Source organism: Cryobacterium mannosilyticum, assembly GCF_004402705.1.
GTDB lineage: Bacteria > Actinomycetota > Actinomycetes > Actinomycetales > Microbacteriaceae > Cryobacterium > Cryobacterium mannosilyticum.
Genome location: NZ_SOFM01000003.1, coordinates 1 through 22,554, shown reverse-complemented (window position 1 = coordinate 22,554; position 22,554 = coordinate 1). Strand labels below are relative to the sequence as shown.

Here is a 22,554-nt window from a genome sequence, read left to right as displayed (position 1 = left end):
AATGCTCTCGTATTGCAGCGATGAGTCGGGGGAGTGGCTGGCCGCAACACGGCCCGGCTGCCTCCTCGTCGTGCGGACGGACGGTTCCCGCGACTCCGTCGACCGGCTCTGGTCGAGCCTGGACGGCGGGGCGCAGGGTATTCTCGACGGACTGACGTCGGCCGGCCTGTTCGCCACGCCGCCGTTCGTCCTGCTGACCTGGGACACCGCCGCCGGGCCAGGCTTCACGGGCCGGGCGATCCTGCGCGGCGACGTGTCGCTGCGCCTGACCGGGGAGAACGGGGACGCCGAGCTCTCCGGCCTTGGCGTGTCCACCTGGCGTGAACAGCCCTTCTCCGGCATGACGGAGATCACGATGGAGTGCGGGGAGTGCGGGGAGTGCGGGGAGCGCGGTGGTCCGCGGTCGTCGCTGCCGGCGCTGCCGCTGTCGTCCGGCGTCGTGCGTGTGCGGCGGATCTCGCTGTCGTCGCTGCCGGCGTCGACGGCCGCGCCGGTCCCGGTCGCCGAGAGCATCGCCGAGGAAACGATCACTGACCAGACGATCACCGACCAGACGAATACCGACCAGACGATCACCGACCAGACGGTCGCCATCGTCCGGAGCGGCGGCGTTCGCCCGGCACCGGCGCCGACGCCGGCAGCGGATGCGGTCGAGCCCTCCGCGGCGCAGGGCTACGACCACCTCTTCGGCGCCACCATGATGCGCGGGGTCGAGCAGGCCGCGGTTCGCCCCGCGGACGACGACGACGACGCCGGCGCGGATGCCGTTGACCCCGCCAGGCACGACGGCCTCACCGTGATGAGCGGGGACATCCGCACACTCCGGGACTCCCGGCGACGTGCCCGGCCCGCGCCGGAAGCCGCCGCCGCGGCTGCGCAGCCTGCCCTGTACCTGCTCCTCCCGAACGGTGTTCGCGAGCCGCTGGGCCAGCCGATCGTGGTCGGCCGGGCGCCGGGAGTGAACAAGGTCTCCGGCGGCCAGATCCCGCGGCTGGTCAGCCTCGGCGGGGCCGACCAGGACATCTCCCGCAACCACGTGCGGATCACCGTGGAGGGCGACACCGTCGTCGTCACCGACCTCCACTCCCGGAACGGCACCGTCATCGTGTTGCCGGGCAAGCCCCCCCAGAAGCTGCGCGGCGGAGAGTCGACCTCGGTCATCGTCGGCACCGTCGTCGACCTCGGCGGCGGCGTGACGCTCAGCGTCGGCCAGGACGGGGGCGTGGTCTGATGCGCCGCGCCACGTCGATGCCACCCGAGCTGCCCGGCTACGACTTCATCAGCACGCTGGGCTCCGGCGGGTTCTCGGACGTCTTCCTCTACCAGCAACGGCTGCCGCGGCGCCGGGTGGCCGTCAAGGTCCTCCTGACCGAGCAGCTGGGCCCGGCGACCAGGGCCCGGTTCGTCGATGAGGCGAACCTGATGGCGCAACTGTCGACGCATCCGTACATCGTCACCATCTACCACGCCGGGGTCGCCGGGGACGGCAGGCCCTACTTCGTGATGGAGCACTGCTCAGGGCCGAGCCTGGCCGAACGGTACAAGCGCGAGCGTTTCACCGTCGAAGACGCGCTGCGCACGGGCGTGCGGCTTGCCGGTGCGGTGGCGACGGCCCATGGCGCCGGAATCCTGCACCGGGACATCAAACCGGCCAACGTGCTCACCAACGACTTCGGCTGGCCGGCTCTCACCGACTTCGGCATCTCCTCCAGCCTCGAGGACGACCTCCCCGTGCAGACCCAGAGCGGCCCGTTTCCCGCCGGCTCCGGCGGCACGGGCGCGGCCCGCGAGGTCACCGGCACGAGCGACGGCCAGTCGGTCGGGATGAGCGTGCCCTGGTCGCCGGCGGAGATGTTCGAGGACGACCCGAAGCCGGATGTGCGCAGCGACGTGTTCTCCCTGGCCGCGACGATCCACACCCTGCTGGCCGGCCAGACGCCGTTCGAGATCCGTGGGCGTTCCAACGGCACCCTCGACCTGATCGGCCGGATCGAGCGCGGGGCGATCACCCCGATCGGCCGGGACGATGTGCCCAGGTCGCTGACGGCTGTGCTGGCGAAGGGGATGGCAACCAGCCCCGCCAACCGTTATGCGACGGCCCTCGACTTCGCCCGGGCCCTGCAACGGATCGAACTGGAGCTCGGCTATGCCGCAACAGGCATCGAGGTGCCGCGTCTGCCTCAGTCCGGGCCGGACGAACGGGCAGCCCCCACCGACGAGAACGAAACACGTGCCCGCTCGGTCACCACGATCGCGGCCCAGCCGGCCATCCACCGGGCCCAAATGCCGACCCCGTCAGCACCGGCCGAGACCGACGAGACACGGGTGCGCGGCGCCGTGGTCATCGACCCCCGCGGAACCGCGGCGAACGCCGACGCTGCTCTGGCGGATCCGGCCGGGGCGGCCCCGGAGGGCACAGCGCTTCGCGGAGGCGGAAGCGGAACCGAGACCGTCCTGCGGCCCCGGCGCGTCCTCGCGACTCCCGAGCAGGATGCCGCACCGCCGCCCCGACAGGCGCGTCGCCGCGCCCTGGTGCCGGCGATCTCGGTCGCGGCCGGCGTCGTGCTCGTGGGCGCGATCGTGGCCGCGGTGTCGGTCGCCGGAAGCCAGTCGCCCGACCTCGCCCCGACGCCGCGCGCGACCAGCGGCGAGGTCGGGGACGCCAATCTCGTGGCCGGGGTGCCCTCGCCCAAGCTCGAGGGCACGGCCACGTCCGTCGACGGCACCGTCGTGACCTTCACGGTGAGCAATTCCGACCCGAAGAAGGGCGACGTGTTCCGGTGGGCCCGCGCCGACGAACCCACCCAGCCGAAACTCAGCACGACGGGCGACATCGCCGTCGACGGCGTCACACCCGGGGCGAAGGTCTGCGTCGACCTCTACCTGCAACGCCAGGACGGCAAGCTGTCCGAGGCGAACCGAGTCTGCAGCCGATGAAGCCCCTCAGGATCGAGTACTGCGGAGAGTGGCACACGACCCAGCCCGGCCGCGACTTCTCGATCGGCCGGGAATCCGACCTGACCATCGACGACAACCCCTACCTCCACCGAACCTTCCTGCGCCTGTCGGAGGAATTCGGGATGTGGTGGCTCTGCAACGTGGGCACCCTCCTGTCCGCCACTGTGTCCGACACCACCGGCACAGTGCAGGCCTGGCTGGCTCCCGGAGCCAAGCTGCCGATCGTCTTCCAGACGATGCACGTGATGTTCAGTGCGGGGTCGACGACCTACGACTTCACGATTCACGCCGAGGAGGACTACTTCAACACCTCCGTCTCGGCGTCCAGCGACGCAGGCACGACCACCATCCTGCCGGTGACCCTGACGAGCAGCCAGCGGCTGCTCGTCGTCGCCCTCGCCGAAGGCGTGCTCCGCCAGACCGTCCCCGGGCGCGGAGCCATCCCCAGCTCGGCGGACGCCGCCGCCCGGCTCGGCTGGACCATGACCACGTTCAACCGCAAGCTCGACAACGTCTGCGAGAAGCTCGACAAGCTCGGCGTCGACGGACTCCGCGGCGAACGCGGCAAACTCGCCACGAACCGGCGAGGCCGCCTGGTCGAATACGCCGTCGCCATCCGCCTGGTCAGCGCCGACGACCTGGCCCTGCTCGATGCCCCGCCCGCGTGTTAGCTTTGTGACCGGGATGGTCCGGGGCAGGTCGTTTCGGGGTGGGAACGGCGCGGAGGGATCGACGATGGGGGCCATTGCGTCGTGGTTTCGGCTGCGCAAGGCGACGGCATCCGTGCTGGCCGTAGCGGTGATCATCGGTGTGCCGTTGACGTTCGCGGTGTTGCATCAGGGTTTCCCGGTGACGGATGTGGATTTGAGTGCCCGGGACGTGTGGGTGACGAACGGGAAGCAGTTGCTCGCGGGCCGGCTGAATCGGCAGATCGAGGAGCTCAACGGTTCGGTGAACGCCGCGTCGAGCACGTTCGACGTGTTCCAGGACGGCGACGACGTTTTCCTGTTCGACGGGAGTGCGGGGTCGCTGGAGCGGGTGGACGCGTCGTTCACGACCCTCGGCCAGCGGGTGGACGTGCCGGTGGGGTCTGAGGTCGCGTTCGGCGGGGACACCCTGGCGGTGATGGCACCCGGCTCGGGGTCGGTGTGGGTGATCAACGCGGGCAGCGATCTGAATTTCGATCCGAAGAAGTCTGATCCGGTGATGAAGCTGGGCAAGGGCGCCCATATCGCGGTGTCGAAGGCGGGCGCGGTGTTCGGCACGTCCCCGTTGACGAAGCAGCTGGTGACGCTGGCCCGGACGGGTGACAAGCCCGCCCGGACGGACCTGCCGAAGCTGGGTGCGCATCAGGTGGCGGCGGTGGGGGAGAATGCGGTTGTCCTCGACACGGTGAAGAACCGGCTGATCGTCGACGGCGGCGAGCCGGTCGGGTTGCCGGCGAAGGGACTGAAGCTGCAGCAGAGCGGCGCGGAGAACTCGTTCGCGGTGGTGGCGACGGGTGAGGGGCTGCTGGAGGTGCCGTTGGGAGGCGGCAAGGCGGTGGCCGTGTCGGCGGGCATGGAGCGGATGGTGACCGATCCGAAGGCGGTGTCGAAACCGGTGTGGCTGGACGGGTGCGCGCACGGGGCGTGGGCAGGCGCGCAACGCTACCTGGCCGCGTGCGCGGGGAAGAAGCCCAGCGCGCAGGCGATCGCGCAGCCGACCCTGGGGTCCACGCTGGAGTTCCGGGTGAACCGGAATGTGATCGCGCTGAACAACCTGTCGAACGGAAACGTGTGGCTGGTCGATGCGAATATGCGGCTGGTCGAGAACTGGGATGAGGTGACGCCGCCCGAGGAAGAGGACTCCGAGGAGGGTGACGAGAAGGCGTCGCAGCAGTCGTTCGAGGACACCCTGGCGGAGCGCACGCCGCAGAACCGGGCACCGCTCGCCCACGACGACGAGTACGGGGTGCGACCGGGCAAGACGACGGTGTTGCCCGTGTTGGAGAACGACACGGATCCTGACGGTGATGTGCTCACGGTGGTCAATACCAACGGTTTTTCGGAGGCGCAGGGACGCCTGGATTACATCGACGGCGGGCGGGCATTGCAGTTCACGCCGGCGCCGGCGATGGCGGGCACGGCGACTTTCCGATACACGGTGGCGGATGGGCGGGGTGCGGTCGCGGAGGCGAGCGTGAACCTGACGGTCCGTCCGGCGGACCAGAACCTGGCCCCGGTGTCGCACCGGGCAGGGGCGATCAGTGTGGAGCAGGGCCAACTTGTCAGTTACAACGTGCTCAGCGACTGGATCGACCCCGACGGCGATGACATCTATCTGGTCAGTGCGTCGCCGACGACCGGCGACGGGGTGCGGTTCGGCCCGGAGGGGTTCGTGACCTTCGAGAGTAAGACGGCCGAGTTGGGGGTGAAGGAGGTGCCGTTCGTGGTGTCGGACGGTGTCGTCCAGGCTTCGGGGGTGCTCACGGTGGATGTGAAGGCGCCGGGGTCGTTGAATCCGACGGGCACGCCCGATTTCGCGAGCACGTTCGTGGGGGAGACGGTGCTGGTCGAACCGTTGAAGAATGACGTGTCGCCGTCGGGGGCGGCGTTGGGTTTGATCGGGGTGACGGATGTTCCCGGGTCGGTGTCGGCGGTGGCGAACCTGGATCGGGGCACGGTGGCGTTCTCGGCGCCGGAGGCCGGCAGTTACGTGTTCACCTACAGCCTGGGGGCGGGGGCCACGTCGAGTGTCGGGTTGATCCGGGTGGATGTGAAGGAGAGCCCGGCCGGGCAGTCGCCGCCGATCGCGGTCAAGGACACCGCCTATCTGCGGGCGGGGGAACCGTTGACGGTTCCGGTGTTGAACAATGATGTGTCGCCGACCGGGCGGGTGCTGGCGGTGCAGTCGGTCGACACGAGCGCGACCGACGACCTGGTGACGGTCGAGATCCTCACCAACACGGTGTTGCGGGTGACGACGTCGGCGGCGTTGACGCAGCAGGTGCAGTTCACCTACACGATCAGTGACGGACAGGGCACATCCACGGCCGGGATCACGGTGGTGCCGGTTCCGCCGCTGGTCAAGCACCAGCCGTCGGTGGCGGTGGACGATTCGGTGAATGTGCGGGCGGGGGACATCGTCAGCGTCCCGGTGCTGGCCAATGATTACCACCCGGACTCGGCGACGATGAGCGTGGTGCCGGTACTGGCGGATGTCACGAACGCCGGCGGGCTGGCGTTCGTGACGGGCAACCAGGTGCGTTTCCAGGCGCCGAAGGAGCCCGGCGCGTTCAGTGTCGCGTACACGATCACCGACCCGTATCTGGAGACGGCGACCGCGGTGGTGCATTTCACCGTGGTGGGGCCGGACACGGCGAACAACCAGGCGCCGACGCCGGTGCCGTTGACGATGCGCACCTTCGCCGATTCGACGATCGAGGTGAAGGTGCCCCTGGACGGCATCGATCCTGACGGGGATTCCGTGTTCCTGAAGGAGGTGACGAGTCCGCCGGGCCTGGGCCGGATCATCCGGCAGGGCAGCGACTCGTTCGTGTATCAGGCGTTCCCCGGCACGGCCGGCACGGACACGTTCACCTACGAGGTGGAGGACACCCTGGGCTCCACGGCGAAGGGGACGGTGCGGATCGGGGTGATTCCGCGGCCGGTGGCGTTGTTGCCGCCGAACGCGGTCGATGATGCGATCGAGATCAAGCCGGGGCGCACCGGGTCGATCCCGGTGGTGCTGAACGACTCCGATCCGAACGGGTACAAGCTGACCCTGGCCAAGAATCTGCCCGAGGTGGCCGACGGCATCCGGGCGAAGGTCAACGGCAGCCGGATCATCGTCGACGCGCCCGAGGTCGAGGGCACCTACACGCTCCGTTACGCGATCAGCAACGGCCATGGCGGGGCGGCAACGGCGTTCGTGCAGGTGAAGGTCACCCAGGACGCGAAGGCGCAGTACCCGACGGCCACGGACCATTACCTCGAGCCGAAGCAGGTCCTGGCGAAGGACACCGTCACGCTCACGGTGCGCGACAAGGCCGAGAACCCGGGCGGCCTGGTCGAGGACCTGACGGTCAGCCTCGAGGGCCCGAACGCGGCATCCGGTGAGATCGGGCCGGGCGGCAAGGTCACGGTGACGCCGACGAACGTGCGCCAGGCCATCGCCTACCGGTTGACCAACGAGATCGATCACCTCAGCGCCACCGCGTTCATCATCGTGCCGGCCAAGCCCGACGGCAACGAGAAGGAGAAACCGGTGGAGGAGCAGGCGTTCCCGCCGCCGTTCCTCAAGCCGTTGCCCGAGCAGCTCGTGCGGATGAACGGGTCCAAGAACTGGACCGTGGCCGACATCGTCGAGGTGCCCTCCGGCCGGCCCGCGCTGGTGTTGTCCGCGTCGGCGACCAACAGCAACGGGGCCGCGGTGCAGCTCGACCCGGCCACGCTCGGCTTCGTGCCCCAGAAGGACTTCCGCGGTCCGGCGTCGGTCACCTTCGTCGTCACCGACGGCAGCTCCGCGGCCGACCCGAAGGGCAACCAGGCGACGCTGACGATCCCGATCACCGTCGGCGACCCGAACTCCGAAGACGTACCGCCCACGTTCACCCCGCCGAACGTGACGATCGAGGCCGGCGAGAAGGCCCTGGCCGTGAACCTGCGCGCCTCCAGCGGCCACCCGAACCCGCAGGTCATCGAGCAACTTCGCTACGGGACCCTGACCGGGTCGAGCACGGATGTCGCGGCCAACCTCGATGGGGCGAACCTCGTCGTCTCTGCGCCGCTGGGCGTGCAGCCCGGCAGCAAGGTCACCCTGTCGTTCACGGTCACCTACAAGGAATTCACCATCCCCGGCTCGGTGAACGTGACCGTGGTGTCCTCGACCCGCGCGAAACCGCAGGCCGTGGACGACGCCGGCCCGAACGGGGAAGGCATCGAGACCCGGCCGGGCACCACCCTGACCATCCCCGTGCTCGACAACGACTACAACCCGTACTCGGCCGAGGCCAAACCGCTCACCGTGATCAAGGCCGACATCGAACAGCAGGTCGGCACCGCCACCGTCAGCCACACCGCCTCCGGTGTCACCGTCAAGACCGGCTCCGGCGCGACCGGCACCCTCACCGTGGTCTACCGCATCCAGGACGCCACCCGTGACCCGCTGCGAGAAACCCAGGGACGAGTCACCCTCGTCGTCCGCAACGTCCCCGACGCCCCCAGGCAGCCGTCCGCCAGCGCCGGCGACGGCCGCGTCACCATCCGATTCAGCGCGCCGGCCGCGAACAACTCACCGATCACCGGCTATGTCGTGCGCTACGACGGCAAGACTGAGAGAGGGTGCACGCCCGGTGTCGACTGCGTGCTGCCCGCGACGAACGGGCAATCGTTCACGGCGACGGTCGCGGCCGTCAACGCCATCGGCGAGGGTTCCCCGTCGCCCGCGAGCCCGGCGGTCACCCCCTACGGCGCCCCGACTGCGCCGCGGAACCCGGACATCACCTCCAACGGCAACGCGCCGGCCAGGCTCACGATGAGCTGGAACGCCCCGGCCCAGACCGGCGGCGGCTCGGTGCGTTACCAGTGGCAGTTGAACTCCGGCGGCTGGAACGACACGACCGCGACGTCGGCATCGGTCTCCGGCAAGGGTGCGGGGCAATACTCCTTCGAGGTACGGGCGATCAACACCGGCGGCGGGGCAGTGGGCCCCGTGGCGGCATCCAGCCCGGTTCAGGTCAGCGACCCGCCGCCGCCCACCCCGACCGGCACCGTCCTGAAGGGCGATCCGGCCCCGTATTGCATCGGCTGCCGCTATGTCGGAGCGGACTTCGCCAATCTGCCGAGTGGGAATTACTCCGTGATCACGGAAATCAACGGCAGCAGTGCCACCTTCTCGACCACGACCGTGAACCTCGGCGGGAATGGGCGACTCTGGCTGCAAAACGGCCTGGGAAAGCGAAACTCCGACTCGATCCGGGTGCGCTTCACCAACAACGGAACCGGCGCCGTCTATCACACGAGGGCAACGACGAACTGGGACGGGCTGGGCGTCACGCCCGGCGGTCCGTAGCAAAAAATGAAACAGGAGCACCAGATGACAGTCACCCAGGAGCAGGCGGACTGGTTCGCCGACGCCTTCGGCAAACTCGCCGACAACGTCAACCAGGCGATCCTCGGCAAGGACCACGTCGTTCGCCTCGTCGTCGCCGCGATGCTGACCAGCGGCCACGTGCTGCTCGAGGACTTCCCCGGCACCGGCAAGACCGTGCTCGCCAAGGCCCTCGCGAAGACGCTCGACGGCACCAACTCCCGGATCCAGTTCACCCCGGACCTGCTGCCCTCCGATGTGACCGGCGTCACCATCTACGACCAGGGCAAGGGCATCTTCGAGTTCCACAAGGGGCCGATCTTCGCGTCGATCGTGCTCGCCGACGAGATCAATCGGGCCAGCCCGAAGACCCAGTCGGCGCTGCTCGAGGTCATGGAGGAGGGGCGGGTCACGGTCGACGGGGTCAGCCACGAGGTCGGCAACCCGTTCATGGTGATCGCCACCCAGAACCCGGTCGAGCAGGCCGGCACCTACACCCTGCCGGAGGCCCAGCTCGACCGGTTCCTGATCAAGACGAGCCTCGGCTACCCCGACCACGACACCGCCGTCACCCTGCTGCTCGACTCGTCCAACCGGGCCCGCGACTCGAAGATCACCCCGATCATCGCATCCGGCTCCGTGAACACGATGGCCCAGCTCGCCTCCGACGTGTTCGTCGACGCCGCCGTACTGAGCTACCTGAACGAGATCGTCACGGCCACCCGCACCGATCCCTCGTCGACCCTCGGCGTCAGCATGCGCGGCGCGCTCGCCCTCGCCCGGGCCGCGAAGACCTGGGCGCTGTCCCAGGGGCGTACCTACGTGACCCCCGACGACATCCGCGACCTCGCCGTTCCCGTGCTCGCTCACCGCATCATGGTCGAGCCGGAGGCGGACTTCGCCGGCGTCACGGCTGAGGACATCGTCAGCCGGATCCTCGTCGAGGTCGCACCGCCCGCCTACCGCGCCGCATGAGCCGCGTCGCCGAGAAGGCCCCCCGCCGGGTGACCCAGGCCGAACAGGCACTGGGCGGCATCCGGCGTGCCCTCGGCGACGCCCTCCGCCACGCCCGGCGCCTGACCGGACAGCTCCTGGCCCGCGGCTGGGCGTTCATCAGGCCGGTGACGGATGTCGTCGGCCCCGTCGGCTGGCTCGTGCTCGCCGCCGCCGCCGGAGCGTTCGTTCTCGCCGGGACGTTCGGCTGGAGCGAGTTCACCTACCTCGCCACCACCCTCCTGGCCGCGTTCCTCATCGCCGTCGGCTTCGTCTTCGGCCGGGCGACCTACGCCGTCGAACTGCAGCTGAACCCGCACCGGGTCGTGGCGGGGGAGCGGGCCCTCGGCCAGATGGCGGTCACCAACACCGGCGAGAAGGGGCTGCTCCCCGCGCGGATGGAACTCCCGGTGGGCAACGGCCTGGCCGAGTTCGTCATCCCCGGCCTGGCCGCCGCCGCCCGGCATGAGGAACTGTTCGCCGTGCCGACCCACCGGCGTGCGGTGATCGTCGCCGGCCCGGCCGTGTCCGTGCGCGGCGACCAACTCGGGCTGCTGCGTCGCACCGTGCGCTGGACAGACCCGGTCGAGCTGTTCGTCCACCCGGTCACCACCCGGCTCCAGGCCTCCGCGGCGGGACTCGTGCGCGACCTGGAGGGCGAGATCACCAAGAAGATCACCAATAACGACATCTCCTTCCATGCGCTCCGCGCCTACGTGCCCGGCGACGCGCTGAGGAACGTGCACTGGCGAACGTCGGCCCGCACCGGCCAGCTGATGGTGCGTCAGTTCGAGGAGACGCGCCGCTCCCAGCTGACCATCGTGCACAGTTCAGAGTCGGCCGGCTATTCCTCCGACGAGGAATTCGAACTCGGGGTCTCGGTCACGGCGTCCCTCGCCCTCCAGGTGATCCGCGACGACACCCGGGTGAGCGTGGTCACCGAGGGCAGGCTGCTGAAGACGGCGACACCGGTGGCCCTCCTGGACGATTCCTGCCGGATCGACCCGGTCTCCGGGAGATACCCGACCCTGCGCGATTTCGCCAGGGACGCCACCCGGCGCCTGCCCGATCCGAGCGTGGTGATGATCATCGCCGGATCGCAGGTCGACCTGGCCGAGTTCCGTGCCGTGCAGACGCTCTTCGGCCAGGACGCCAAGACGGTTGCCTTCCGCATCGACGAGGGCGCGACGCCCCGTGTCTCCGCTGTGTCAGGACTCACCGTGGTCACCGTGGGCCACCTCACCGACCTGCCCGCACTGCTGCGCCGGGTGAACCGATGAGCCGGTTCCAGCCGTTCCCCGCCCGGGCCGGCGCCGACCTGGCCGTGCTCGGCACCCTGTCCGTGCTCGGCGTGCTCGGCCTCGAAACGTCGTTCGGCGACTACAACTTCCTGCTCGCCGGGCTCGGCGGACTGATCGTCGGCACCGGCGCCGCCATCCTCGGCTTCCGCCTGCGCCTGGGCGCCCTGGTCGGCATCCTCGCCACGATCCTCGCCTACTTCCTGCTCGGCACCCCGTTCACCATGCCGGCTCAGGGTCTGCTCGTCGTGTTCCCCAGCGTCGCCTCCGCCGCCGGACTCGCCGTCGGCGCGGTCTTCGGCTGGGCCGACATCGTCACCCTCGGAACGCCCGTCGAGGCACCGTATTACATGCCCGTGCTGCCCTATTTCGCCGCCTGGCTGATCGCCGTGGTCGGCAGCATGCTCGCCCTGCGCTGGTTGCCCAGGCGCCGGCGCACGGTCCGGCGGGCGAGCGCCCTCCTTGCCGGCCCGGTCCTCCTCTACCTGGCCGGCATCCTGATGGGCACCGACGAGCCCTACCTGGCCGGACTCCGCGGCGTCGCCTTCGCCGTGATCGCCCTCGTCTGGCTGGGCTGGCGCCGCCCTGACAGCGACCGGGGCGACGTGCCGGGAGCCGGCCGGCAGCTGCGTCGCAAACTGGCCGGCACGGCCGTCGTCGTGGTCGGGGCGATCCTGGTCGGCTCGCTGGCCGGCACCGCGTTCGCCCCCGTGCCGAAGGACCGATTCGTGTTGCGGGAGGAGATCCAGCCGCCGTTGGACCCGCTGGCGTTCCCGAGCCCGCTGGCCGGATTCCGCCGCTACACCAAGACCCTCGCCGACACCGCCCTGTTCACGGCCACGGGTATGGCGACCGGGCAGGTCCTCCGCCTGGCCAGCATGGACTCCTACGACGGGAAGCTGTGGAACGTCGCGGCGGCCGATGACGAGGCCGGCGGATCCGGCAGCTTCCGCCTCGTCGGGCGCACGATTCCCCGCCCCCCGCTGGTGACGAGCGTCCAATCGAGCGTCGTCACGATCACCGACTCCGGCTACGCGGACGTCTGGCTGCCCGGCGTCGGGTACCCGAGCACCATCGACTTCGACGACGCCGCCAGCAGTGCGGAGGCGGAGAGCCTGCGCTACAACGCCGGCAGCGGCACCGCTGTGCTGACCGCCGGCGTGAAGAGCGGCTACCGGTTCACCACCAGGGCCCAACTGCAGCAGACCTACAAGGACGAGGACCTCGAGGCCGTCCCGGTCGCGGCGATGACCCTGCCGGCGGCAGAGAACATCCCCGACGTCGTGGTGGCCAAGGCTGCGGAGTACACCGGCGGCGCGGACACTCCGATCGACAAGCTCCGCGCCATTCAGAAGGCCCTGAAGACCCAGGGGTTCCTCAGCCACGGCCTGGCCTCCGACGGCGTCCCCTCCCGGGCCGGCCACGGTGCGGACCGGATCGACGAGCTCTTCACCCGCAGCCAGATGGTCGGCGACCAGGAGCAGTACGCCGCCGCCATGGCGTTGATGGCCCGCAGCCTCGGTTACCCGTCCAGGGTTGTGATGGGCTTCGCCCCCGACGTGCCGGAGGGCGCCGTGAGCGTGGAAGTGACCGGTTCCGACGTCACGGCCTGGGTCGAGGTGGCTTTCGACGGGATCGGCTGGGTGCCGTTCTTCCCGACTCCCGACCAGACGGATGTCCCGCAGGACCAGACCCCGAAGCCCAAGTCCGTGCCGCAGCCCCAGGTGCGCCAGCCGCCGCGCTCCGACAACCAGGCCGACGACCTCCTCACGGCCGTCGAGATCGACGACACCAAGAAGGACGACAAGGACAAAGGACTGGTGCTGCCCGGGTGGGCGTGGGCCGTCATCGGCCTCATCGGAATCCCGGCCCTCCTGATCGGCGGGCCCGTGCTCGTGATCGGCGCGCTCAAGGCCCGGCGCCGCCGCCGCCGGCGCGGAACGGGCAGCGGCGACGTTCGGGTGGCCGGATCCTGGGACGAACTGACCGACGGATACTCCGAGCTGGGCTTCGAGGTTCCCCGCGGCACCACGCGGCTCCTCGTCGCCGCCGCGTTGGAGAGCCAGCTGGCCGGCCAGGACCTGGTCGGTCGGCAGCCGGCATCCGCCGGGCTCACCCCCCTGGCCGGGCGGGTCGACCGTGCCGTGTTCAACGGCCGGGAGATCGGCGATGACCTGGTGCAGCTGAGCTGGGCCGAGGCCCTCGACTCCCTCGGGATCGCCGAGACGTCGGCAGGGCGCCTGCGCCGGCTGGTCAGCCGGTTCCGGATCCGTTCCAGGCGCGACTGGAACACGCAGGATTGGCGGAAGCGGGACACGAGCAGGCGGAAGTGACCGGCACCGTGCTCCCCGGTGCGACGGCGCTGCATCGGTAGAGTGGCGGGGTGGACAAACCCGGTTTCATCGTTCCCCCGCCATGGCTCGTTCCCGAGCGGGACGATGAATCGACGGTGCCGGCGGAGGATGTCGCCCCGGCCTCGTTCCCGGCCTTCCTTCCTGCCCCGATCGGCGGGATGCCCGCCCCCGCACTGCCCCCGCGTTCCGTGCCCGCCCCGGAGGAGCCATCGGTCGCCGGCTGGCGGCTGACCCTCGACGATGGGCAATCGATCGTGGTCACGGGGGCGCTCGTGCTGGGCCGTGACCCGGCCGAGGTCGCTTCCCGCCCGCTCGCCGGGCTCGTTCGCGTGCACGACCCCGCCAGGTCGGTCTCGAAGACGCACGCCGTGATCGACCCGGGCGGCCAGACCCTCTCGGTGACCGACCTCGGCTCCACCAACGGGGTGTCCATCACGGCCCCCGACGGCCGGGTGACCGATCTCGACCCGGGCGGGCAAGGATTTCTTGAATCCGGTTCACGCCTGATCCTGGGCGAATTCGGCGTCGCCGTCAGCCGCGAATGAGCGCCGCTTTCCGTCTCGGCGCAGGCGAAGTGTTAGCCTGTCGGAGTGCTGTTCGGTCGACTTCTTCTTCTCTGCCGCGACGAGTCCCAGTTCTGAGGCCTCCCTCGTCGCGGAGTCTGTCGTTGGCTGCCACCAATCCTGAGGAAGACGCACACACACATGACTGACGCAACATTCACGGGCACCCGACCGCGCACCCTGGCCGAAAAAGTGTGGGACAAGCACCTCGTCGCCAAGGGCGAGGACGGCACGCCCGACCTCATCTACATCGACCTGCACCTCGTGCACGAGGTGACCAGCCCGCAGGCCTTCGACGGTCTCCGCCTGGCCGGCCGGCCCGTGCGGCGCCCCGACCTGACCATCGCCACGGAAGACCACAACACCCCGACCCTGGCGATCGACCGGCCCATTGCCGACCCCACCAGCCGCACCCAGATCGAGACCCTGCGGCGCAACTGCGAGGAATTCGGCGTCCGCCTGCACTCCCTCGGCGATATCGAGCAGGGCATCGTGCACGTCGTCGGACCGCAGCTCGGGCTCACCCAGCCCGGGATCACCGTCGTCTGCGGCGACTCTCACACCTCCACCCACGGCGCCTTCGGGGCGATGGCCCTCGGCATCGGCACCAGCGAGGTCGAACACGTCATGGCCACGCAAACGCTGCCGCTGCAGCCGTTCAAGACGATGGCGATCACCGTCGACGGCACCCTGCGCCCCGGCGTGACGGCCAAGGACATCATCCTCGCCGTGATCGCGAAGATCGGCACCGGCGGCGGCCAGGGCTATGTGCTCGAGTACCGTGGCAGCGCCATCCGGGACCTCTCGATGGAGGGCCGGATGACGATCTGCAACATGTCGATCGAGGCCGGCGCGCGGGCCGGCATGGTGGCTCCGGATGCGACCACCTACGCCTATCTGAAGGGCCGCGCCCACGCGCCGTCCGGCCAGGACTGGGACGACGCCGTCGCCTACTGGGACACCCTCCCGACCGACGACGGCGCGGTCTTCGATGCGGAGGTCGTGCTCGACGCGGACTCCCTCGAACCCTTCGTCACCTGGGGCACCAACCCCGGCCAGGGCGTCTCGCTCAGCGAGACCGTGCCTGACCCGGCCGGCATCGTCGACGCGAACGAACGCGCCGCCGCCGAGCGTGCCCTCGACTACATGGACCTCACCGCGGGCACCCCGATGAAGGAGATCAGGGTCGACACCGTCTTCCTCGGCTCCTGCACCAACAGCCGGGTCGAAGACCTCCGCGCCGCCGCCGAGATCGTCAAGGGGCACTCCCTCGCCGACGGGGTGCGGATGCTCGTCGTGCCCGGTTCCGCACGGGTGCGGATCGAGGCGGAGGCAGAGGGCCTCGACAAGGTCTTCACCGACTTCGGCGCCGAGTGGCGGTTCGCCGGCTGCTCGATGTGCCTCGGCATGAACCCCGACCAGCTCGCCCCCGGTGAGCGGTGCGCCTCGACCAGCAACCGCAACTTCGAAGGCCGGCAGGGCAAGGGCGGACGCACCCACCTCGTGTCCCCACTCGTCGCCGCGGCCACCGCGATCCGCGGAACCCTGTCCAGCCCGTGGGACCTGATCCAGGATGGAGACAACTGACCATGGAGAAGTTCACGACCGTCACGGGAATCGCGTTGCCGCTGCGCCGCTCCAACGTCGACACCGACCAGATCATCCCGGCCGTCTACCTCAAGCGCGTCACCAAGACCGGGTTTGACGATGCGCTCTTCGCCGCCTGGCGGCAGGACCCCGACTTCGTGCTCAACCAGCCGGCCTACCGGGCGGCCAGGGTGCTCGTTGCCGGCGCCGACTTCGGCACCGGTTCCTCCCGCGAGCACGCCGTGTGGGCACTCCGCGACTACGGTTTCGACGTCGTGCTCAGCCCGCGCTTCGGCGACATCTTCCGGGGCAATTCCGGCAAGCAGGGATTGCTCGCGGGCCAGATCACCGAGGCGGACGCCCAGCTCCTCTGGGACCGAATCGAGGCCGACCCGGGAATAGAACTCACCGTCGATCTGGTTGCCCGAACTGCACGGGTCGGCGATTTGACGATCCCGTTCGTGATCGACGACTACACCCGTTGGCGCCTTCTCGAAGGCCTCGACGACATCGGCTTGACCCTGCGCGACGAGGCGCGGATCTCAGAATTCGAATCCCATCGGGAGCCCTGGCGGCCCCGTACTCTCCCCGTGAAGCAGGTAAATCAGTGAGCACAGTCAGTGAAGTCGAGCGCAATCGTGAAGTCGCGCAGCAGCGTGAAGATGAGCAGAACCGCGAGAACGCCCAGAACCGCGAGAACGCACAGAACGCCCAGAACTGGGGCGCAGCCGTGGGGTTGAAGGGCGACAAGATCACCATCCGCGGCGGCATCCCGTTGCGCGGCCGGATCGAGCTGAAGGGCGCGAAGAACCTGGTCACGAAGGCCATGGTGGCCGCCCTGCTCGGGGAGAGCCCGAGTGTGCTCAAGAACGTGCCGAACATCAGCGACGTGCGCATCGTGCGAGAGCTGCTCGAGGTGCACGGTGTCAAGGTCACCGACGGTGCCGAGGCCGGCGAACTTCTCCTCGACCCGGTCGACGTCGAGAGCGCCCACTTCGCCGCGATCGACGCGCACGCCGGTTCCTCCCGCATCCCGATCCTGTTCTGCGGGCCGCTGCTGCACCGCCTCGGCGAGGCGTTCATCCCCGATCTCGGCGGCTGCCGCATCGGCGACCGCCCGATCGACTACCACCTCGACGTGCTGCGCAAGTTCGGCGCCGTGGTCGAGAAGCAGCCCAACGGCATCCGGATGTCCGCACCCAACGGCCTCAAGGGCACCAAGGTGTCCCTGCCGTATCCGAGCGTCGGAGCGACCGAGCAGGTGCTCCTGACAGCCGTTCGCGCCGAGGGCATCACCGAGCTCAAGGGCGCGGCGATCGAGCCGGAGATCATGGATCTCATCAACATCCTGCAGAAGATGGGCGCCATCATCACGGTCGACACCGACCGGGTGATCCGGATCGAGGGCGTCGAACGGCTCGAGGGCTACAACCACCGTGCCCTGTTCGACCGGAACGAGGCGGCCAGCTGGGCCGCCGCCGCCCTGGCCACCGACGGCGACATCTTCGTCGGCGGCGCCAAGCAGGCCGAGATGCTCACCTTCCTCAACGTGTTCCGCAAGGTCGGCGGCGCATTCGATATCGAGGACGACGGCATCCGCTTCTACCACCCGGGCGGCGACCTGAAGCCCGTCATCATCGAAACGGATGTGCACCCGGGCTTCATGACCGACTGGCAGCAGCCGCTCGTCGTCGCCCTCACCCACGCGCACGGCGTCTCGATCGTGCACGAGACCGTGTACGAGCAGCGGTTCGGCTTCGTCGACGCTCTCGTCGACATGGGTGCCACGATCCAGATCCACCGCGAATGCCTCGGCGGTCATCCCTGCCGCTTCGGCCAGCGCAACTTCAACCACTCGGCCGTCATCACCGGTCCGACCAAGCTGCACGGCGCCGACATCGAGGTTCCCGACCTGCGCGGCGGTTTCAGTCACCTGATCGCGGCGCTCACCGCCGAGGGCACCTCGACCGTCAGCAACGTGGGGATCATCAGCCGCGGCTACGAGAACTTCATCACCAAGCTCGAACTGTTGGGAGCTGACTTCGATCTCGAAGGATAATGGGCCTGTGCCAGTCCCCGATGAAGAGTCCCAGCCGGATGAACCACTGCCGAAGCAACGAGTGACGAAGACCAGGGAAGGGTCGGAGACCACCCGGCCGTCGGTGTTCTGGGTCCTGGCGGCCCTCGTACTGCCGCTGATCAACCTGTCGGTGCGGTACAAGATCACCGATGCCGGCAAGTTCCCGCGGTCGGGCGCGTTCGTGATGGCGCCCAACCACTTCAGCGAGATCGACCCGCTGGTGATGGGCGTCCTGAGCTGGAAGCTGGGGCGTGCGCCCCGGTTCATGGCGAAGGCATCCGTCTTCGCGATCCCCGTGCTCGGCGCCCTGCTGCGCAAGTCCGGGCAGATCCCGGTCGCCCGGGGCGGTGCCGTGCGCGGAAACGAACCGGTCAAGGCAGCCGAACGGCTCGTCCGCAACGGCCAGATGGTCGTCGTCTACCCCGAGGGATCGCTCACCCGCGACCCCGACCTGTGGCCGATGCGCGGCAAGACGGGGGCGGTGCGGATCGCCCTCGAACAGGGAATCCCGATCGTCCCGGTCGCCCACTGGGGCACCCAGGCGCTGCTTCCCCGGTACTCGAAGAGGGTCAGCCTGTTTCCGCGCAAGACGGTGCTGGTCAAGATCGGCGACCCGATCGACCTGGCCGAATTCCGCGGCCGTAACCTGGACACGGCGACGCTGAACGAGGCGACCACCATCGTCATGGAAGCCATCACGCACCTGCTCGAAGACCTCCGCGGGGAGAAAGCGCCCGTGAAGCGCTGGAATCCCGCCGAACACGATCAGAAAGAGACCGGCCGTTTTGAAGCCTAAGGTTCAGCCAGGCAAGCGGGTCGCCGTTCTCGGTGCCGGCAGCTGGGGCACCACATTCGCGAAGATCCTGGCCGACGGCGGAGCGGACGTCGTGCTCTGGGCGCGCCGCCCCGAACTGGCCAGGGAGATCACCGAGGGGCGCCGCAACAGCGACTACCTCCCCGGCATCAACCTGCCAGCCGGGCTCCGCGCCACCTCACGGCTCGACCTCGCCCTCGCCGGCGCGGAACAGGTCTTCGTCTCCGTGCCGAGCCAGTCGCTGCGGGAGAACCTGATCCTCGCCGAGCCGTTCCTCGCGCCCGGCGCGATCGTCGTCTCCCTGATGAAGGGCGTCGAGCGCGGCTCCGGCATGCGGATGAGCGAGATCATCGCCGAGGTCCTGCCGATCGACCCCGACCTGATCGCGGCCATCTCCGGACCCAACCTCGCCCTCGAGATCGCCAAGGAGCAGCCCACCGCGGCCGTCGTCTCCTCCAACAGCCTCGAAACCGCCCAGGCGGTCGCCATGCTCGCCACGAACCGATACTTCCGCTCCTACGTCAACACGGATGTCATCGGCACCGAGTTCGGCGGCGTGCTCAAGAACCTGATCGCGGTCGCGATCGGCATCGTGGACGGGGTCGGTTACGGCGAGAACACCAAGGCGTCGATCATCACCCGCGGCCTGGTCGAGATGACCGACTTCGCCGTGGCCTACGGCGCCCGGCCGGAGACCCTGGCCGGGCTGGCCGGGCTCGGCGACCTCATTGCGACCTGCCAGTCGCCGCTGTCGCGGAACAACACGGCCGGCCGGCTCCTCGGCCAGGGTTACGGCATCGCCGACGTCGTCAAACAGATGCAGCAGACCACCGAGGGCCTCGCATCCGTCGGCCCCATTCTCGATCTGGCCCGCGCCAAGGGGGTGGACATGCCCATCGTCGAGCAGGTCCGCCAGGTGCTGGCCGGTACTCTGAAACCGCGGGACCTCGCCCCGCACCTCACCACGGACTCGGATGAGCCGCAGGGCGAAAGGACGATCGATGACTCACAAGCTCACGGTGGCGCTGCTCTTTGGGGGTCGGTCAAGCGAACATTCGATCAGCTGCGCCACGGCGGGCGGCGTCCTGGCGGCAATTGACCGCGAACGCTACAACGTCATCCCGATCGGGATCACCCGGGATGGCGCCTTCGTGCTTGAGGAGGACGACCCGGCCCGGTTCGCGCTGAACCAGGCCGAGCTGCCGGAGGTCTTCGACAACGGCAGTCGGGTGCGCTGGCCGGAGAGCACCCTGAGCCGGCAGCTGACCGTCACGGACGGCGCCGGGCTCGGCTCCCGCTCGCTCGGCAACGTGGACCTGGTCTTCCCGATCCTGCACGGGCCGTTCGGGGAGGACGGCACCGTCCAGGGCCTGCTCGAACTCACCGGTCTGCCCTATGTGGGCTCAGGCGTGCTCGCGTCGGCCCTCGGCATGGACAAGCACTTCACCAAGACCGTCTTCCAGCAGGCGTCCCTCCCGGTCGCGCCGTGGCGCACCATCACGGCGGATGACTGGGCCGAAGCCCCCGGGATGGCCCACGCGGCGATCGAGGAACTCGGGCTTCCCGTTTTCGTCAAGCCCGCCAGGGCCGGGTCCAGCGTCGGCGTCAGCAAGGTGTCGACCAGGGACCAGCTCGCCGAGGCGATGCGGGTGGCACTCGGCGAGGACGACAAGGTGCTGATCGAGGCCGGCCTGGTCGGGCGCGAACTCGAGATCGCGGTACTCCAGGGGCGACGCGGGGAGCCGGCCCGGGCATCCGTCGCCGGCGAGGTGCTCGTCCGCGGCCGTGACTTCTACGACTTCGCCGCGAAGTACCTGGGCGCGCCCGGCATCGACCTGGTCTGCCCGGCCGACCTGACGGCGACGGAACTGGCCGAGATGCAGAGGCTCGCCATCCGCGCGTTCGAGGCCATCGACGGCGCCGGCCTTGCCCGGGTGGACTTCTTCCACACCGCGGACGGCTGGGTGATCAACGAGATCAACACGATGCCGGGGTTCACGCCGATCTCGATGTTCCCCAGCTGCTGGCTCGCCAGCGGCTACACGTATCCGCAGCTGATCGACGAGCTGATCGAAGTGGCGCTCAGCCGCCGCGGAGTCCGGGCGGCCTGAGCCTGCGCTACGGCGCGGGGACCGCCGTGCCGCCGTCGGTGGGGATGGTGAGGTCGTCCACGCCCACGCACTGCCCGGTCGCGGGGATGGCGGACACGGCCTTGGCCAGGTCGACCAGGACGGTCGAACCGCTGACCTTCCCCGAGTCGATCACCAGTTCGGTCGCCGGGTCCCGGCCGTAGGTCGTGTACCGGTAGAGCGGCGCCTCGGAGTCGTCTTCGATCCAGTCGATGCCGTTGACGTTGAGGCAGGGCAGGGTGGTGGGCACCGGCACGGTGACCCCGCAGTGCAGCAGCACGGCGGCCGGGGTGCCCCAGGCGCCGGTGGCCTGCGCGTTCGTCTCGCGCTCGGGCAACGACGCGACGGCCGTCGGCAGGCGCACGATCAGGTCGGCGCAGGTCGGGTTGGCGGCATCCTTCGACGGCTCGAGCGGCACGATCGCGGTGCAACCGGTCAGCAGCACAGTGCCGGCGACGAGCGTGATACCGAGGGCGGCGCGAAGGAGACGGGAGCGGGGGGTCATTGCATTCAGGCTACCGTTTGATGCATGACGAATGCTGCGGCCGCACCGCTCCCCTCGAGCGAGACGCTCGCCGACCTGAGCGAGGGCGAGGTGCTCGCCCGGATCTTCCCGCGACTGCCCGGCTCGGACGCCCAGCTGCTCGGGCCGGGGGACGACGCCGCCGTGCTGCGGGCGCCGGACGGGCGCTACGTGGTGACGACGGACATGATGATCCAGGGCCCGGACTTCCGGCTCGCCTGGTCGACCCCGCACGACCTCGGTTGGAAGGCCGCCGCGACCAACCTGTCGGATGTCGCCGCCATGGGAGCACGACCGACCGCCCTGGTCGTCGCCATCGCAGCGCCCCCGTCGACACCGATCTGGGTGATCGAGGGAATCGCCGACGGGCTCAGGGACGGTTGCGAGGCGCTGGCCCCCGGTTGCGGAGTCGTCGGCGGTGACCTGTCCGCCTCCGACGCCCTGACGCTGGCTGTGACGGCCTTCGGCGACCTGGAGGGGCGCGAGCCCGTGTTGCGCTCCGGGGCGCGCCCAGGCGACGTCGTGGCGCTTGCCGGGCGGCTCGGTGACGCCGGGTGGGGGCTGAGCCTGCTGTTCAGGCTCGGGGTCGACGCCGACGGCACCCCGGATGCCGCGCTCGCCGCGGCGCTGCGGGAGCGGCATCCGCGGGAAATCGGTGCCCAGCTCGCCCCGGAGCCGCCGATCGACCGCGGCCCTGCCGCCGCGCTCGCCGGGGCGACCGCGATGCTCGACGTGTCAGACGGGCTCGCCATCGACGCCGGCCGGCTCGCCAGGGCGAGCGGTGTGGGGATCGACTTCGATTCGACGACGCTGGGCGGCCAGGTCGAGCGCGCCCTCGGCGGCGGCGAGGACCACGGGCTGCTGGCCACGTTCCCGGCGGGTACCGAACTGCCGGACGGCTTCCGCCGGCTCGGGGTCGTCACGGCCGCGGCCGGCGTGGTGCTGGTCGACGGGACCCCGCACACGCAGGGCGGCTGGGACCCGTACCGCGGCTGGGACGGCGCGGCGGGCTGACCGGGACCGGGCGGCCGGAAAGTCGGTGCGGCCGAGGGCGCGCCGGTTTCCGCAGCCCGCCACGGCATCCGAGCCTGTTGCTTTATGGGGCTGCCCACCGGCAGGGTGTGTCGTTCCTGGGCGTGTTTGAGGGGTCTGAGAAAATGGTTCATGGCCCTTCATTACCGTC

At 69.6% G+C, this 22,554-nt stretch carries 16 protein-coding genes; 15 read left to right on the top strand and 1 reads right to left on the bottom strand.

Going from position 1 to position 22,554, the window contains the following annotated elements; translation table 11 throughout:
• Position 1: 1 nt before the first annotated feature.
• The 14 genes from E3O32_RS00445 (at position 2) to E3O32_RS00380 (ending at position 20,830) form a co-directional block, all read left to right on the top strand.
• Complete coding sequence (locus E3O32_RS00445) at positions 2–1,231, top strand: FHA domain-containing protein (protein WP_134505916.1); 1,230 nt, start codon at positions 2–4, stop codon at positions 1,229–1,231.
• Positions 1,231–2,937: a serine/threonine-protein kinase gene (locus E3O32_RS00440; RefSeq protein WP_134505914.1), complete on the top strand. Its 1,707-nt coding sequence runs from the start codon at positions 1,231–1,233 to the stop codon at positions 2,935–2,937. The genes E3O32_RS00445 and E3O32_RS00440 overlap by 1 nt, the downstream gene beginning before the upstream one ends.
• Entirely contained in the window at positions 2,934–3,629 is a 696-nt protein-coding gene (locus tag E3O32_RS00435) for an FHA domain-containing protein (RefSeq protein ID WP_134505912.1), read from the top strand. Before E3O32_RS00440 ends, E3O32_RS00435 begins: the two co-directional genes overlap by 4 nt.
• Positions 3,630–3,693: 64 nt before the next feature.
• Positions 3,694–9,012: an Ig-like domain-containing protein gene (locus tag E3O32_RS00430; protein WP_166790738.1), complete on the top strand. Its 5,319-nt coding sequence runs from the start codon at positions 3,694–3,696 to the stop codon at positions 9,010–9,012.
• 24 nt (positions 9,013–9,036) lie between these two features.
• Positions 9,037–10,005, top strand: a complete 969-nt coding sequence (locus tag E3O32_RS00425) for an AAA family ATPase (RefSeq protein ID WP_134505908.1) — start codon at positions 9,037–9,039, stop codon at positions 10,003–10,005.
• Positions 10,002–11,303: a DUF58 domain-containing protein gene (locus E3O32_RS00420; protein ID WP_134505906.1), complete on the top strand. Its 1,302-nt coding sequence runs from the start codon at positions 10,002–10,004 to the stop codon at positions 11,301–11,303. The genes E3O32_RS00425 and E3O32_RS00420 overlap by 4 nt, the downstream gene beginning before the upstream one ends.
• The gene (locus E3O32_RS00415) at positions 11,300–13,654 is read left to right on the top strand and encodes a transglutaminase TgpA family protein (RefSeq protein ID WP_134505904.1); all 2,355 of its coding nucleotides are present in this window, start codon (positions 11,300–11,302) and stop codon (positions 13,652–13,654) included. Before E3O32_RS00420 ends, E3O32_RS00415 begins: the two co-directional genes overlap by 4 nt.
• A gap of 50 nt (positions 13,655–13,704) precedes the next feature.
• On the top strand, positions 13,705–14,220 hold the full coding sequence (locus E3O32_RS00410) for an FHA domain-containing protein (RefSeq protein ID WP_134505902.1): 516 nt from the start codon (positions 13,705–13,707) through the stop codon (positions 14,218–14,220).
• 159 nt (positions 14,221–14,379) lie between these two features.
• Positions 14,380–15,825, top strand: a complete 1,446-nt coding sequence (gene leuC / locus E3O32_RS00405; RefSeq protein WP_134505900.1) for a 3-isopropylmalate dehydratase large subunit — start codon at positions 14,380–14,382, stop codon at positions 15,823–15,825.
• Positions 15,826–15,827: 2 nt separating this feature from the next.
• Positions 15,828–16,436, top strand: a complete 609-nt coding sequence (gene leuD, locus E3O32_RS00400) for a 3-isopropylmalate dehydratase small subunit (RefSeq protein WP_134505898.1) — start codon at positions 15,828–15,830, stop codon at positions 16,434–16,436.
• Positions 16,437–16,555: 119 nt separating this feature from the next.
• A complete protein-coding gene (murA, locus tag E3O32_RS00395) occupies positions 16,556–17,884 on the top strand; it encodes a UDP-N-acetylglucosamine 1-carboxyvinyltransferase (protein ID WP_134506039.1) in 1,329 nt (442 codons plus the stop codon).
• A gap of 7 nt (positions 17,885–17,891) precedes the next feature.
• Positions 17,892–18,701 (top strand): lysophospholipid acyltransferase family protein, encoded by an 810-nt coding sequence (locus tag E3O32_RS00390; protein ID WP_370249972.1) that lies wholly within the window; start codon positions 17,892–17,894, stop codon positions 18,699–18,701.
• Positions 18,691–19,818 carry an NAD(P)H-dependent glycerol-3-phosphate dehydrogenase gene (locus tag E3O32_RS00385; RefSeq protein ID WP_134505896.1) on the top strand — a complete coding sequence of 376 codons (1,128 nt, stop codon included), beginning with the start codon at positions 18,691–18,693 and terminating at the stop codon, positions 19,816–19,818. The genes E3O32_RS00390 and E3O32_RS00385 overlap by 11 nt, the downstream gene beginning before the upstream one ends.
• Positions 19,721–20,830 carry a D-alanine--D-alanine ligase family protein gene (locus E3O32_RS00380; RefSeq protein WP_134505895.1) on the top strand — a complete coding sequence of 370 codons (1,110 nt, stop codon included), beginning with the start codon at positions 19,721–19,723 and terminating at the stop codon, positions 20,828–20,830. The genes E3O32_RS00385 and E3O32_RS00380 overlap by 98 nt, the downstream gene beginning before the upstream one ends.
• Before the next feature lie 7 nt (positions 20,831–20,837).
• Here the strand turns inward: E3O32_RS00380 and E3O32_RS00375 are convergent, their stop codons facing one another.
• A complete protein-coding gene (locus E3O32_RS00375) occupies positions 20,838–21,353 on the bottom strand; it encodes a DUF3515 family protein (RefSeq protein WP_134505893.1) in 516 nt (171 codons plus the stop codon).
• Between the two features lie 24 nt (positions 21,354–21,377).
• Between E3O32_RS00375 and thiL the strand changes: the two genes are divergently transcribed.
• Complete coding sequence (gene thiL, locus E3O32_RS00370; RefSeq protein WP_134505891.1) at positions 21,378–22,385, top strand: thiamine-phosphate kinase; 1,008 nt, start codon at positions 21,378–21,380, stop codon at positions 22,383–22,385.
• Positions 22,386–22,554: the final 169 nt, after the last annotated feature.

What these genes read in the sequence shown, in the direction of transcription:
- E3O32_RS00445 (WP_134505916.1), top strand. Translation starts at nt 2, where the DNA reads ATGCTCTCGTATTGCAGCGATGAGTCGGGGGAGTGGCTGGCCGCAACA.
- E3O32_RS00440 (WP_134505914.1), top strand. Translation starts at nt 1,231, where the DNA reads ATGCGCCGCGCCACGTCGATGCCACCCGAGCTGCCCGGCTACGACTTC.
- E3O32_RS00435 (WP_134505912.1), top strand. Translation starts at nt 2,934, where the DNA reads ATGAAGCCCCTCAGGATCGAGTACTGCGGAGAGTGGCACACGACCCAG.
- E3O32_RS00430 (WP_166790738.1), top strand. Translation starts at nt 3,694, where the DNA reads ATGGGGGCCATTGCGTCGTGGTTTCGGCTGCGCAAGGCGACGGCATCC.
- E3O32_RS00425 (WP_134505908.1), top strand. Translation starts at nt 9,037, where the DNA reads ATGACAGTCACCCAGGAGCAGGCGGACTGGTTCGCCGACGCCTTCGGC.
- E3O32_RS00420 (WP_134505906.1), top strand. Translation starts at nt 10,002, where the DNA reads ATGAGCCGCGTCGCCGAGAAGGCCCCCCGCCGGGTGACCCAGGCCGAA.
- E3O32_RS00415 (WP_134505904.1), top strand. Translation starts at nt 11,300, where the DNA reads ATGAGCCGGTTCCAGCCGTTCCCCGCCCGGGCCGGCGCCGACCTGGCC.
- leuC (WP_134505900.1), top strand. Translation starts at nt 14,380, where the DNA reads ATGACTGACGCAACATTCACGGGCACCCGACCGCGCACCCTGGCCGAA.
- leuD (WP_134505898.1), top strand. Translation starts at nt 15,828, where the DNA reads ATGGAGAAGTTCACGACCGTCACGGGAATCGCGTTGCCGCTGCGCCGC.
- E3O32_RS00380 (WP_134505895.1), top strand. Translation starts at nt 19,721, where the DNA reads ATGACTCACAAGCTCACGGTGGCGCTGCTCTTTGGGGGTCGGTCAAGC.
- E3O32_RS00375 (WP_134505893.1), bottom strand. Translation starts at nt 21,353, where the DNA reads ATGACCCCCCGCTCCCGTCTCCTTCGCGCCGCCCTCGGTATCACGCTC.
- thiL (WP_134505891.1), top strand. Translation starts at nt 21,378, where the DNA reads ATGACGAATGCTGCGGCCGCACCGCTCCCCTCGAGCGAGACGCTCGCC.